This is a genomic window from Streptomyces actuosus, from assembly GCF_016921115.1.
In the GTDB taxonomy this organism is placed as follows: domain Bacteria; phylum Actinomycetota; class Actinomycetes; order Streptomycetales; family Streptomycetaceae; genus Streptomyces; species Streptomyces actuosus_A.
Genome location: NZ_JAFFZS010000003.1, coordinates 317635 through 332247, shown reverse-complemented (window position 1 = coordinate 332247; position 14613 = coordinate 317635). Strand labels below are relative to the sequence as shown.

Below are 14613 nucleotides of genomic sequence, written 5' to 3'. Positions count from 1 at the left end.
GTGTGTTCCTCTCGGTGCTGTCGGTGCTGTCGGGTCGTCTCAGTGCTGCCAGGAGCGGAACGCCCTGAGGTGTTCGGGCGTCGTGACGATCTCCAGGCGTTCGTCGTCCGGGTCGGCACCGCCGAGCGAGGCGAGCAGGCGCCGGGCGGGTGCGTTGCGCTGGGTGCGCTCCGCCCTCAACCGGACCTTGGTGCAGCCGAGTTCGTCGGCGCGGTCGGCCAGTCGGCCCAAGAGGCGCTCCTCCACCCCGCGGCCCAGCGCCCGGCAGCTCATCAACCAGGCGAGGACGTCGAGCCGGTCGCCCTCGGCCTCCACGGCGAGCAGCCCGATCTGCCCGTAGTCGCCGAACCGGTCCCGGGCGGCGGCCGTCCACACCTCGCCCCGCTCGCGCCAGCGGGCCAGGTCCCCCCCGTCGGCCGACCGGGACCGCAGGGTGAACTGGTTGGTGCGGCGGACGAGTTGCTCGGCCCGCTGCACATCGCCCTCGGTCAGGGGCCGGACATCGACCTCAAGCTCCAGCCGCTGGAGGAACTCCTCGAAGCCGCTCGTCTCCCGTACCGCGTCCCGTTCCCGCTCCTGCGCGTAGAAGCGGGCGCGCAGCGCGTCCTCGGCCGTCGCGGCGGCCGGGACGAGCGGCCACAGGCGATCGAGGAACTCCTCCATCCGGTCCGCGGGCGGGCAGGTGACGGAGAGGACCTGGGGCAGCGCGGCCCGCATCCGGGCGATCTCCGCCGGGTTGTCGTCCAGGAAGAGGAAACTGTCCAGACCCAGGTTGAGGGTGCGGGCCGCCTGTGCGAGGCGGTCGGGCTTCGGCTCCCAGGCGGCGGAGACGACGCTGAAGTGCTCCGCCTCGAGCAGGCTGTCCGGGCGGTCCAGGACGGCCCGGACGGTGGCCTCGTCGTTGTTGCTGACGAGGACGAGCAGGGCCCCTGCCGCCCGCCACTGCAGCAGCCGGCGGGCGAGCAGTTCGCGGGGCCCGGTGAGGTCGACGGACCCGGGGCCGGTCTCCCCGGCCACCCCTGCCCACAGGGTCTCGTCGCCGTCCACCGCGATGACCTTCGGCGCGGGCCGGCGCACCGCGTGGACGGCCTCGGCCAGCCGCAGCGCCACCGCCGCCTGGAAGGACGGTGTGAAGGGCAGGTGGGCCAGGCGCTCGGTCCGCTCGTCGAAGGGCTCGTCGACCGGGTGGCGGCGGGTCCACTCGCCATGGCCGAGGACCCCGATGCCGGGAGTGCCGGCGAGGTCCGCTGCGACCCCCTCCTCCCACCGGGTGAAGCGGTCGTCGGGGCGGGCGCAGGGCAGGAACCCGACCAGCAGCGGCCTGCGGGTCCGTTCGGCGAGGGAGCGCAGCGCGGCCGGGTAGGCAGTGCGCGTCTCGGCGAGGAGGGCGTCGTCGACGGGGCCGAAGCGCTCCAGGTCCGCCGCGCGCAGCAGGACGACGCCGACGGCGGTCGCGGGGTCGCAGAAGACCGACGTGGGGTCCTGAAGGGTCGCAAGGACCTGGTGGTACGGCGCCTCGGTGACGGTCAGCGGTGCCTCGCCGGTGCCCTCGTTCACCGCGGTCCGGCACATCAGCGGCAGGTTGCCGAGGGCGAAGGTGGCGGCGACGGCGAGGTGGCCGCCGGCCGGGCGGACCGGGACGGCCGGGTCCTCGGCCGTCTCCCCGAGCAGGCGCAGGAAGTCCTCGCCCAGCCCGGCCGCGGCGTCCGCGTCGAGGATGTCCAGATTGTGGTCCAGGCGGATCCGGCCCGCGTCGGGGGTCATGGTGACCATCAGGTCGAGGTCGGACCAGCCCGTTCCGGCGGGCAGCACCTCCAGGCGGGTCGTGCGGTGGGCGGAGCGTACGTAGTTGAAGTACACCTCGACGAGCGGTGCGTCCTGCCGGTGCAGTCCCTGACGGGTCAGGGTGGCGAGAACGTCGGTGAACGCGGCGCCCCGGTCCAGGATCCGCTGGAGGCGGTCACCGGTGCGGCGCAGCACCTCCGCCACCTGTTCGCCGGGCCGGGCCTCGGCCGGGAACGGCACCGGGACGCCGTAGAAGCCGACCGCGTCGTGGGCGTCGGCGTGGATGCGGGTGTCCACGGGCACGGCGAGCGCGAACCGTTCCCTGTGCCGTTTCCGGGCGAGCAGCACGGTCAGGGTGCCGAGGCAGAACGCGGCCGGGGTGACGGCGAGCCGGGTCGCGGCGGCGGTCACCCGGTCCATGAGCCCGTCGGGGATCGCGACGGTGACGCTGCCGGCGCGGTACGTCCGGGCCGGCGGGCGGGGCCGGGACAGCTCCAGGTCGAGCCGCTCGCTGCCGTGGAAGGCGGCGCGCCAGGCGTCGTCCGGGCCGCCCGCGCCGTCCCGCTGGGCCTCGACGAGAGCGGCGACGTCGCGGTTGGTGGCCGTGCCGTCGAGTTCCGCGCCGGACAGTTCGGCGTCGATCTCCCCCGCCACCAGCAGCAGGGACTGCAGGTCGGAGACGGCGTGGTGGGCGCCGTACACGAGGAGCTGACCGTGCGGGCCGGCGTCGAGGAGTTCGAACCGCCACAGCGAGGTCCGGGTCAGGTCGAAGGGTTCCTCCAGCAGCGCGCGCAGCCGCCCGGCGGCGTCCGGCGGCACGTCGCCGTGCAGGACCGTCCACCGCAGCACCGGCTGCTGCGGTGCGCGGTCCACGCGCAGGAACCGCTGCCCGTCCTCGCTGCCGGTGACGACCGCGGTGCGCAGGGCGGCGTGCCGTGCGGTGAGGCGGTCGAGGACGGCGGTGAGCTCCTCGCGGGTGGTCGGGGTGGTGAGCCGGACGGCCAGGCCGACGCCGTGGGCGGCGCCCGGCATGCCGGGCCGGGCGCTGCGCAGCAGCCGTACGACGTCGCGGGTGGCGGGGAACACGGCGGCCTCCGGGACCGTGTCTCCGGGGTCGGCCGGTGACGGCTCCGCCACCGGGAGGGGCCGGTCGGGAAGGGCGTCCGTCAGCGTGCGGGCCAGGCCGCGGATGTCTGCAGCGGCGAAGACGTCCGCGGCGGGGAGTTCGGCGCCGAGTTCGCGGGCGAAGGTGTTGCGCAGCCGCACCAGCATGAGGGAGTCCAGGCCCAGTTCGTTCAGGGCTGTGGTGACGGAGGCGTCCACGGTGCCGCCGGAGACCTCGCCGACGCGGGCGCGGACGTAGGCCTCCAGCCAGGTGGTCCGTTCCTCGCCGGACGAGGCTGCGAACACCTTCTGCACCAGCCCGTCGGCGGCCGGTCCTCCGGCCGGGGCGGGTATGAGGCCGGCGAGGATCGGGCGGGTGCGCGCAGCGTCGGGGGCGAGGGCGAGCAGTTCGCGGTCCAGGGCCAGGGGCGCCAGTTGGCGGCGCCCGGTGCCCAGGACGCGGTCGAAGAGTTCGCCGCCCTCCTCGGGGGTGAAGGCGATCAGGCCCGATCTGCCGGTCTCGGCGGACCGGGTGCCGGAGGCGGCGACCATGCCGACGCCCGCCCAGGCTCCCCAGTCGAGGCTGAGCGCGGGCCGTCCGGTGCGGGACAGGTGGTGGGCCCAGGCGTCGAGGAAGGCGTTGGCGGCCGCGTAGGCGCTCTGCCCGGCGGAGCCGAGCAGTCCGGCCGCCGAGGCGAACAGCACCGTCTGCCGTGCCTCCGGGACGAGTTCGGTGAGGTGGGCGGTCCCGAGCACCTTGGGGTCCAGGACGCGCAGGACGCGTTCGGGGGTCAGGTTCGCCGCCGTGGCGTCGTCGAGGACGCCGGCGGCGTGCACGATGCGGTCGATCGGGCCGGCCGCCCGGCGCACGCCGTCCAGCGCGGCGGCCAGTCCGGCGCGGTCGGCGACGTCGGCGCGGGCGAGGTGGACGTGCACCCCGCGCTGCCGCAGGCCGCCGATCCAGCGTGCGGTCTCCGGGTCCGGGGTTCCCCGGCCGAGGAGCGCCAGACTGCGGACGCCGCGTCGCACCAGGCGCTCGGCGACGACCCGGCCGAGGCCGCCGAGACCTCCGGTGATCAGGTGGACGCCGCCGGTGGCGGTGTCGCCGGGACCGTCGCCGTCCGGCCGGGTGCGGGCCAGCCGGGGCACCATGCGGCCGGAGTCGCGCAGCGCGACGAGCCGTTCGTCGTCGGCGTGCCACAGCTGGGTCCACAGCGCGTCCAGGCCGCCTTGCGGAGGCAGGTCGACCAGGGTGGCCGCCAGCTCCGGGTGCTCCTGCGCCAGGGAGAGCGTGAAGCCCCAGGCGAGCGCCTGCTGAGGGTGCGTCACCCGGGTGCTGTCGCCGGCCGCCTGCGTGCCGCGGACGACGACGAAGAGCCGGGGCGCGGGCTGCTGCCGCTCGGTGAACGCACGGACCAGGTGCAGGGTGCTCAGGCAGCACAGTCGTGCCGCTTCCCGGGCCGTGACCGCGTCGGTGACCGCAGGGGCGTCCAGTGCCGACAGTTGCACCACGCGGGCGGGCGGTGCGTCGGGGAAGGCGTCGTCGAGCAGGCGGGCCAACTGCTGCGGGTCGGCCGGGTCGAGCACGTACCGGCCGGGGCCCTCGGCGGCGTACGCCCGGCCGGGCCGGGCGAGGACGCACGGCACGGACTCCGGCAGCCTCGCGGCGAGTTCGGCGCCGACGCCGGTGCCGTCGGCGAGGACGAGCCAGGCGCCCCCGGCCGGCGTGCCGGACGCGGGCGGGCGGGGCTGCCAGCGGGTCTCGTACAGAGCGCCGTCCAGCGGGGAGAGCGCGGCCAGCTCGAAGCCCTCGATCGTGAGGAGCAGCCGGTCGTCGGCGTCCCACAGCCGGAGGTCGAACACGGCCCTGTCGCCGGCGACCGACCGCAGGTCGCAGGTCACCCGGGCGGGCGTGGTGCGCCGCCCGGTGAACCGGAGCCGGGCGGCGCCGGCCGGGACGAACGCCCGTCCCCGGGGGGCTTCGCCCGGCAGGGCCGCGGCGTGGAAGGCGGCGTCGAGGACGGCGGGGTGGAGCAGGTGCCCGGCGGCGGGCCGCTCGGCGAGCCGGCCCTCCGCGGCGGTGGCCGTGCGCCGGCCGGCCTCCAGGGCGCGGAAGGCGGGACCGTAGTCGATGCCGAGGGAGGCGAGTGCGGCGTACATGGCCGGCAGGTCGGCCGGGTCTCCGTACGGCTCGCCCGTGCGCTCCGGCTCCGGGGCCGAGGCCTCGTCGGTGAGGACGTGTCCGGTGACGTGCCGCTCCCAGCGGGTGCCGCCTGCGGTGGTGGAGGCGACGGTGAAGGCGCGCCGGCCCTCGGCGGCGGGCCGCAGGACCAGCTGCAGCCGTGCGGGACGGTCGGGGTCGAGGCGCAGCGGCCGGACGAAACGGATGTCGGCCAGGTGCACTTCGGTGCTGTGCCCGACGGCGGACGCTGCCTCCAGCGCCATGTCGAGGAAGGCGGCGCCGGGCAGCCAGGTCTCGCCGTTGACCTGATGGTCCATCAGGTAGGCGAACCGGCTGTCGCGCAGGTCGATCTCGGTCTGGAACAGGTGCCGGTCCGGTTCGTCGCTGGCCTCGACATGGGTGGCGAGCAGCGGGGAGGCGCCGGGGGCGGTCGCGGGGGCCGGGGCGAGCCAGTGGCGGTCGCGGTCGAAGGCGTAGGTGGGCAGGTCGACGCGGCGGCCCTGCGGGTGCAGGGCGGTCCAGTCGGGGGTGTGCCCCGCGGTGTACAGCTCCCCCACGCCGCGCAGCAGTTGGCGGCGGCCGTCGCGCCGCCGGCGCAGGGAGCAGACCGCGACCGCGTCGACGCCCGCCTCCGCGGCCACCGCCTCGACGGCGGCGGTCAGCGAGGGGTGCGGGCTGAGTTCGACGAAGTAGCGGTAACCGTCGTCGAGCATCCGGCGCACGGTGTCCGCGAAGCGGACGGGCCGGCGGAGGTTGTCGAACCAGTGCGCGGCGTCCAGCCGCTCGCCGGGTACGCGCTCGGCCAGGACCGTCGAGTACACCGGGGTCGCGGTGCTCCTGCCGTGCACGTCGGCGAGGCGGCCGGTGAAGGCGGCGCGCAGCGGTTCCATCAGGGGGCTGTGGGAGGCGAACGGCGTCGACAGCGGGCGGGTGGGCACCCCTCGGTCCGCCAGCCGGCGGCCCAGCTCGGCCAGTGCCTCGGCCTCGCCGGAGACCGCGGTGGCCGCGGCGCTGTTCACGGCGCCGACGAACAGGCGTCCGGTGTAGGGCTCGAGGAGTTCCTCGACCTGGGCCTGCGGCAGTTCCACGGCGAGCATGCCGCCCCGACCGACCAGGGGTGCGACCGAGGCGGCCCGTCCGGCCACCACGGCCGCGGCCTCGTCCAGCGTCAGGGCACCGGCGGCGTGGGCGGCGGCGATCTCGCCGAGGCTGTGGCCGACGACGGCGTCCGGAACCACGCCGAGGGAACGCCAGGCGGCGGCGAGGGCCGCGTTGACCGCGAACAGCGCGGGTTGCAGGTACTCGGTGCGTTCCAGCGGGGAGAACTCCTCCGGAGCGCGCAGGGCCGTCAGGACGGACCAGCCGACGTGCCCCCGCAGGGCCTCGTCGATGCGGGACAGCTCGCTGCGGAATGCCTCCGTGCCGGCGAGCAGGTCGAGGCCCATGCCGGGCCACTGGCCGCCGTGACCGGCGAACACGAAGGCGACCTTGCCGGCGTGCTCCTCGCGGGCCGGTGCCAGGGGTGCCCGGCCGGAGGCGAGCGCCTCCAGGGCGGCGCGCAGTTCGTCCCGGTCGCCCGCCACGATCGCCGCCCGGCGCTCGAAGTGGCTGCGGTGCCGGGCCAGGGTGTGGGCGACGTCCACCAGAGAGCTGTCGCCGGCCGGCCCGGCGGCCGGTGCGGTCGTGCCCGGTACGGCGACGGCCGGTGCGGGGATCACGGTTCCGGAGTCGTCCGCCGGGGAGTCCTTCGGTGCGGGATCGCGGCCGGGGCCGCGCGCCGGCGCGGCGTCGGCCTCCGGGCCCTCCGGGTGGGCACCGGGGCCGGAACCGTCCGGCCGCCCGGCTCCGGCCGCCGCGACCTCCGTCGGTATGTCGTCGGCCACCGCGACGTTCGCGTCGGCCGACGGAACGGCCGTCGGTCCGGCATCGCCCTCGGCCGCGGACTCCGGTGCGGCGTCCGTCTCCGGGGACTCCGCCGCCCGCGCGTCCTCCGGTCCGGCACCCGTGACGCCGGCACCTGCCGCGGCGGCTCCCCCTGGTGCGCCCGCCGGTCCGGCGTCGGACACGACGGGGGCACCGTCGTCGTCGGCCGGCCCGGACTCCGTGCCGGGCGCGACGGTCGGCTCCGGTCCGGCCGGGCCGGCGTCCGTGGCCAGGTGCCGTGCCAGGCGTGCCGCCTGACCGCGTACGGCCGCCTCGCTGCGTCCGGACACCACGAACAACTCTGGCCCGGACAGGACATGACGCTCCGTCGGAACGTCGGCGGGCGGAGCCTCCTCCACCACGACGTGGGCGTTGGTGCCGCTGATGCCGAAGGCGCTCACGCCGGCGCGCCGGACGCGGCCGGGTGAGGCGGGCCAGCTCGCGGGCTCGTGCAGCAGCCTCAGCCCGCTGCTCTCCCAGTCGACGTGGCGGCTGGGGGTGGCGGCGTGCAGGGTGGCCGGAAGGGTGCCGTGGCGCAGGGCCTCGACGACCTTGACGAGTCCGGCCACGCCCGACGCCGCCTGCGTGTGGCCGATGTTGGACTTCAGCGAACCCAGGTACAGCGGCCGGTCCAGCGGGCGGTCGGCGCCGAACACCGCGGTGAGGGCGCCCGCCTCGATCGGATCGCCCAAGGTCGTGCCGGTGCCGTGCGCCTCGACGTAGTCGATGGCGTCGGGCCCCAGACCGGACCGTTCCAGGGCGCGGCGGAGGACCTGCTCCTGAGCCGGGCCGTTGGGCGCGGACAGGCCCTGGCTGCGGCCGTCCTGGTTGACGGCGGTGCCGCGCAGCACGGCAAGCACCTCGTCGCCGTCACGGCGGGCGTCGGCGAGCCGTTTCAGGACGAGCATCCCGGCACCCTCCGACCAGATCGCCCCGTCGGCGTCGTCGGAGAAGGAGCGGCAGCGACCCGTCGGTGAGAGCCCACGCAGGCGGCTGAACTCCACGAAGGTCTGCGGGGTCACCATCAGCGTCACACCGCCGGCGAGGGCGAGGTCGCACTCCCCCGCGCGCAGTGCCTGGGCGGCCAGGTGGGTGGCGACGAGCGAGGACGAGCAGGCGGTGTCCACGGTCATCGCCGGGCCGTGCAGGCCGAGCGTGTAGGCGAGGCGTCCGGAGGCGACGCTGGGCGCGGAGCCGGTGCCGACGTAGCCGTCCAACTGGTCCAGGCGGGTTCCGGCGAGGTAGTCGCTGCCGAACATGCCGACGTAGACGCCCGTGGTGCTGCCGGTCAGGTCGGCGGGGACGGTTCCGGCGCGCTCCAGGGCCTCCCAGGCGGTCTCCAGCAGCAGGCGCTGCTGCGGGTCCATGGCGGCGGCCTCCTTCGGGGTGATGCCGAAGAATCCCGCGTCGAAGGAGTCGATGCCGTCGAGGAAGCCGCCCTCGCGCGCGTAGGACGTGCCCGGCCGGTCCGGGTCGGAATCGTACAGGGCGTCGATGTCGCCCCAGCGGTCGGCCGGGAAGGGGCCCACCGCGTCGCGGCCCTCGGCGACCAGGCGCCACAGGTCCTCGGGACCGTCGACGCCTCCGGGCAGGCGGCACGCCATGGCGACGACGGCGATCGGCTCGTCGGGCGCGGGGGCGGACGAGGTGCCGGCGGCGCTCGCGGCGCTCGCCGCGTTCTGCGGTCGTGCGGCGGGCGCGGGGTCCCGTGCGGCGAGGACACCGGTCAGCAGGTGGCCGGTGAGGCGGGCCGGGGTGGGGTGGTCGAACAGGAGGGTGGCGGGCAGCCGGACGCCGAGGCGGTCGGCGAGGCGGTTGCGCAGTTCCACGGCCGTGACCGAGTCCATGCCGATCTCCCGCAAAGGCTGCTCGGGACGGACCGACTCCGCCGCGCGCAGGCCGAGGACGCGGGCGGTCTCCTCGCGCACCAGGGCCAGGACGCGGTCGCCGCGGTCGGTCTCGGGCAGCGCAGCGAGCCGGTCCGCCAGGGCGCCCGGCCGGCCGGCCGCGGCGGGGGGCGCGGGCAGCAGGGAGCGCCAGAGGGCGCCCGTGGCGGTCTCCCGCAGCCGGGCCGTGTCCAGTGCCCAGGCCACGGTGTGCGGCGCGTTGCGCCGCAGGGACAGCTCGACCAGGTCGCGGCCCTGCTCGGGGGTGAGGGCGCGGTGCCCGTGGCGGGCCATGCGTGCGAGGTCGGCGTGGTCGGCGGCGAGGCCCTCCCCGGCCCAGGCTCCGAAGGCGATGGACACGGCGGGCAGGCCGAGGGCGCGGCGGTGGTGGGCGAGTTGGTCGAGGAAGGCGTTGGCGGCCGCGTAGTTGGCCTGGCCGGCGCTGCCGACGACGCCGGCGGCCGAGGAGACGAGCAGGAAGAGGTCGAGTTCCCGGTCGGCGGTGAGCCGGTGCAGGTGGGCGGCCCCGTCGGTCTTGGGGCGCAGCACCCGGGCGAGACGCTCGGGGGTGAGGTCGCCGAGCACGCCGTCGTCCAGGACGCCGGCGCAGTGGACGACACCGCGCAGGTCGTCGACGGGGTCCAGCAGGGCCGTGAGGGCGGCTCCGTCGGAGACGTCGCAGGCCGCGATCTCGACCTCGGTGCCGAGCGCGGTGAGCTCGGCGGTGACGTCGGCGGCGCGGGGATCGCCGGGTCCCCTACGGGACGTCAGCAGCAGCCGGGGCGCTCCCTGTTCGGCGAGGAGCCGGGCGATCGCCCGTCCGACGGCGCCCAGGCCGCCGGTGACCAGGACGGTGCCGTCGGCGGCGAGCGGGGCGGTCCCGCCCGGCCGGGCGCGCACCAGCCGGGGGGCGAGCAAACTGCCGTCCCGCAGGGCGAGTTCGGGTTCGTCGCGCTGAGCGGCGGCGGCGCGCAGCAGGTCCGCGGGGGCCGGGCCGTCGAGATCGAGGAGGGTCAGGCCGAGGTCCGGGTGCTCGGCGCGGGCGGTGCGGGCCAGTCCCCACAGCACGGACTGGGCGAGGTGCGGAACCGTGTCGCCGTCGGCGGCGGCGAGCGCGCCGCGGGTCACCCACAAGGTCTGCTCCGGTGCCTCGTCCGCCGGCCGCGCGAGGAGGGCCTGCAGCTCGGCGAGCGCGGTGGCCGCCAGTTCCTGTGCGGCGGCGTCCGGTCGACCGACCGGGAGGGGCCAGAAGCGTACGATCGTCCGCGCCCGCCGACCGGTGTCGCCGGGGCTCGTCGGCTCCCCCGCGCGCAGGGCGTCGGCGACCTGCGGATCGGTGGGGTCGCCGAGGACGGTCATGGCGTCCTCGGTCAGCCCGCCCGCCGCCGCTGCCGCGACGGCGGTCCAGGCCACCTCGTACAGGTGGCGTGCGTTCGGCGAGCCGCTGCCCAGGTCGCCCGGGTGGACGGTTCGCAGCCGCACGTCCTGGAGGCGGCCGGCGAAGAAGCCGTCACCGTCCCACAGGGTGACGTCCAACGTGAGGTCGGTGGTGGTTTGCGTGGTGCGCCGCACGAGCGCGGTCAGCTCGGTGCCGTCGCCGGGCGGCAGGACGCTGCTGCCGATCGCGACCGGCAGCAGCACCCGGTCACCGGTGGTGTGGAGGCCGGCGGCGACGTGCAGGGCGGCATCGAGGAGCGCCGGGTGGACGGGGTGGGCGTCGGCCGTGTCGCGGCCGGCGGCCGGCAGGGTGAGTCGGGCCAGCAGCGCGTCGTCGCCGATGCGCACCGCCTGCCGTACGCCGCGGAAGGCGGGGCCGTAGGTCAGGCCGTGCTCCGCCAGCCGGTCGTAGGTGCCGGGATGCCAGGCGGGTTCGGCGTCGTGCGGCCAGGCCGGCGGCTGCTGTGCCGCGGGCTGCGGCGCGGGCTCGGCTGCGGTCGCGGTGGCGTGCAGGGTCCAGTCGCCGGGCTCGGCGCCCCGCGGGCGACTGTGCACGGTGATCTCGGGGGTGGGGCCGTCGCCGACGACCTCGACGGACACCTCGACCGTGGCGGCGGGGGCTCCCGCCCGGCCGGGCGCCGCCTGCGACACCGGGGAGGGCAGGACGAGGGGGGTGAGCACCAGCAGGCCGGTGAGGTCGGCGGGGGTGTGCGGGCGGGCCTCGGCGAGGGCGGCGCGGCACAGTTCGAGCAGGGTCGTGCCGGAGACGACGGTCCGGCCGAACACGGTGTGGTCGGACAGCCAGTCGGCGGTGGCCGCGGACCATTCCGAGCGGAAGGTCCAGCGCGTGGCGTCCGCCGACCGGAGCAGGATGCCGAGCAGCGGGTTGGCGGCCCGGTCGAACAGGCCCGGGGCCGCGGAGGTGGCTTCCGGTTCGGTCCAGTGGCGCTGCGCGTCCCAGGCGTAGGTCGGCAGACCGGCCGGATCACGGTCGGCCACGAGGCGGCGCCAGTCGATGTCCCGGCCGTGGGCGTGGAGTTCGGCGGCGGCCCGGTCCAGGCAGGCCGGCCCGTCCTCGGCGCGGCGCAACGAGCCGACGGCGACCGGGTCGCAGCCGGCCTCCTCGGCGATCGTGCGCACGGCGGTGAGCAGGGAGGGGTGGGGGCTGAGCTCGACGAACCAGCGGTAGCCGTCGGCCATCATGCGCGCCGCCGCGGGGGCGAATCGGACCGGCTCGCGGAGGTTGGTGTACCAGTAGCCGGCGTCCAGTTCGGCGGTGACCGGCTCCCCGGTCACCGTGGAGTACCAGGCGACGGAAGCGGGGCCGGCGACGACACCGTCGAGTTCCTCGCCGATCCGGGTGCGGATCGGTTCGACGTGGGCCGTGTGCGACGCGTAGTCGACGTCGAGGCGGCGGGCGAAGACCTGCTCGCGGTCGAGGTCGGCGACGAGGGCGTCGACGGCCGCGGTGTCACCGGCGACGACGGTGGCGCGGGCGCTGTTGACGGCGGCGACCGACATCCGCCCGCCGTAGGCGGCGAGTCGGGGTTCCAGTGCGGTGTGCGGGAGGGCGACGACGGCCATGGTTCCGGTGCCGGACAGCTCCGTCAGGGCCTGGCTGCGCAGGGCGACCACGGCGGCGGCGTCGTTGAGGCTGAGGGCCCCGGCGACGCAGGCGGCGGCGACCTCGCCCTGGCTGTGCCCGAGGACGCCGTCCGGGCGGACACCGCGGGCGCGCCACACGGCGGCCAGGGACACCATCACGGCGAACAGGACGGGCTGGACGACGTCGACGCGGTCCGTGGTGGGGGCGTTCGGATCGCCGCGCAGCACGGAGGTCACCGACCAGCCGGTGAACGGGCGCAGCGCCGCGTCGCAGCGGTCGAGTTCGTCGGCGAACACCGCGTCGCGTTCCAGGAGGTCGCGGGCCATGCCGGCCCACTGTGCGCCCTGGCCGGGGAAGACGAACGCCACTTTGCCCGCGGGCCGCACGGGGTGCGGGCCGGTGGTGCGGTCGGGGTCGGGTCGGCCCTCGGCGAGGGCGTGCAGGGCGGCGAGCAGGTCGTCACGGCCGTCGGCGTGCAGGACGGCGCGCTGCTCGAAGTGGGTACGGTGGTGGGCCAGGGTGGCGGAGACGGCGGGCAGCGGAAGCTGCGGGTCGGCCTTCAGCGTCGCGTGCAGGCGGGCGGCCTGCCCCTGGAGGGCGGTCAGGGTGCGCGCGGAGAGCGGGAACGGCACGGCGCGCCCGTCCGCCGCGGACCCGGCGGGTCCGGAGGAGTCCCCCGCCGCAGGCTCGGCGGGCGCGGCCGTGTCCTGCGCTGCGGAGCCGGCGGGCGCGGTGGCCCGGTCCGCTTCGGCTTCGGCTTCGGCTTCGGCTTCGGCTTCGGCTTCGGCTTCGGCTTCGGCTTCGGCGGGTCGATCCCCCGCGGGGGCGATCGGCTCGTGGACCCGTTCCCCGGCGGCCTCGCCGGACTCAGCGGTCGGCTCCGCGGCGGGCTCAAAGGGCCCGCCGGACCGTACGGGGGACGGCCGGCCGGTGTCGGGGGCCTCCTCCAGGACGACGTGGGCGTTGGTGCCGCTGATACCGAAGGCGCTCACCCCGGCCCGGCGGATCCGGTCGGCGCGGCGCGGCCACGGCTGTGGGCTGTCGAGCAGGCGCAGTCCACCGGTGTGCCAGTCGATGTGCTCGGTGGGGGTGCCGGCGTGCAGGGAGGCGGGGATCAGTTCATGACGCAGGGCCAGGACGGTCTTGATGACGCCACCGATGCCCGCAGCGGCCTGGGTGTGGCCGACGACGGACTTCAGGCTGCCGACGCCGAGGGGCCGGTCGGCAGGGCGTCCGGGACCGAAGACGGCGGCGAGCGCGTTGCCCTCGACGGGGTCGCCGAGCCGGGTCCCGGTGCCGTGCGCCTCGACGTACTCCAGGTCGGCCGGGGCGAGTCCGGCATCGTCCAGGGCGGCGCGCAGGACCCGCTGCTGGGCCGGCCCGTTGGGTGCGCTCAGTCCCTGGCTGCGGCCGTCCTGGTTGATCGCGGATCCCTTGACCACCGCGAGGACGGTGTCGCCGTCCCGGCGGGCGTCGGCGAGCCGCTTGAGGAGCACCAGCCCGCAGCCCTCGGCCCACACCACGCCGTCGGCGTCGGTGGAGAACGGGCGGCACGTGCCGGTGGGGGACAGCGCCCGCAGCCTGCTGAACTCCACGTGTCCGCGGGGAGTCACCAGCAGTGTCGCGCCGCCCGCGAGGGCGAGGTCGCACTCGCCGGCGGCCAGGGCGCGTGCCGCCAGGTGCAGGGCGACGAGGGAGGAGGAGCAGGCGGTGTCGACGGTGACGGCCGGGCCGCCCAGGCCGAGGGTGTAGGCGATGCGGCCGGAGGCGACGCTCGGGGCGGAGCCGGTGCCCACATGGCCGTCGAGCCGGTCGAGGGGCGCGGAGGCGAGGTAGCCGCTGTCGTACAGGCCGACGTAGACACCGGTGGAGCTGCCGTCGAGCGTGCCCGGCACGATGCCGGCGCGTTCGAAGGCCTCCCAGGCGGTCTGGAGGAGCAGGCGCTGCTGGGGGTCCATGGCGGCGGCCTCGCGGGGCGAGATGCCGAAGAAGGCCGCGTCGAAGCGGTCGATGGCGTCGAGGTATCCGCCGCGCAGGGTGTAGGCGGTGCCGGTGGCCTCGGGGTCGGAATCGTACAGGCCGCGGGTGTCCCAACGGCCGGCGGGCACCTCGCCGATGGCGTCCTCGCCGGAGGTGAGCAGCCGCCACAGCGCGTCGGGGTCGTCCGCGCCGCCGGGGAAGCGGCAGGCCAGCGAGATGATCGCGACGTCGTCGGCGGCGGTGCGCGCCACCGCCGTGCCGGACGGCGGGGCGGCCGGTGCGCGCGGGGGGCTCAGTACGGCGTCGGCCACGGCGGCGAGAGTGGGATGGTCGAACAGCAGCGTCGGTTCGAGAGCGCGGCCGGTACGCCGGGACAGCTCGGCCCCCAGGGCGACCAAGTGCCGTGATCCCAGGCCGTACTCGGCGAGGGGGCGGTGCGGGTCGAGGGTCGCCGGGTCGGTTCCGGCCGCTTCGGCGACGGCCGACGCGAGCCAGGCCCGGATGTCCGCGGGGGACGCGGCGGACGGCCCGGAGGACCCTGCGCGGGACTGTTCGCGCAGCTGCTCGGAGGAGGGTTCGGTCGGCCGTCCGGGGGACGGTTGCGGGGACTCGTGCGCAGACATCGGGGCAGGGGTGTCCTCAGGAAGGGGGGTGGCGTGTTCGGCGGGCAGCCCGCGGCATGTGACGGCGGGCGGCCCGCGGGGCTCGGC

The 14613-nt window shown here is 76.5% G+C and carries 1 protein-coding gene; it reads right to left on the bottom strand.

Annotated elements, in window-relative coordinates:
- Positions 1-39: 39 nt before the first annotated feature.
- A complete protein-coding gene (locus JS756_RS36580; RefSeq protein WP_240203331.1) occupies positions 40-14526 on the bottom strand; it encodes a type I polyketide synthase in 14487 nt (4828 codons plus the stop codon).
- Positions 14527-14613 lie beyond the last annotated feature (87 nt).

What these genes read in the sequence shown, in the direction of transcription:
- JS756_RS36580 (WP_240203331.1), bottom strand. Translation starts at nt 14,526, where the DNA reads ATGTCTGCGCACGAGTCCCCGCAACCGTCCCCCGGACGGCCGACCGAA.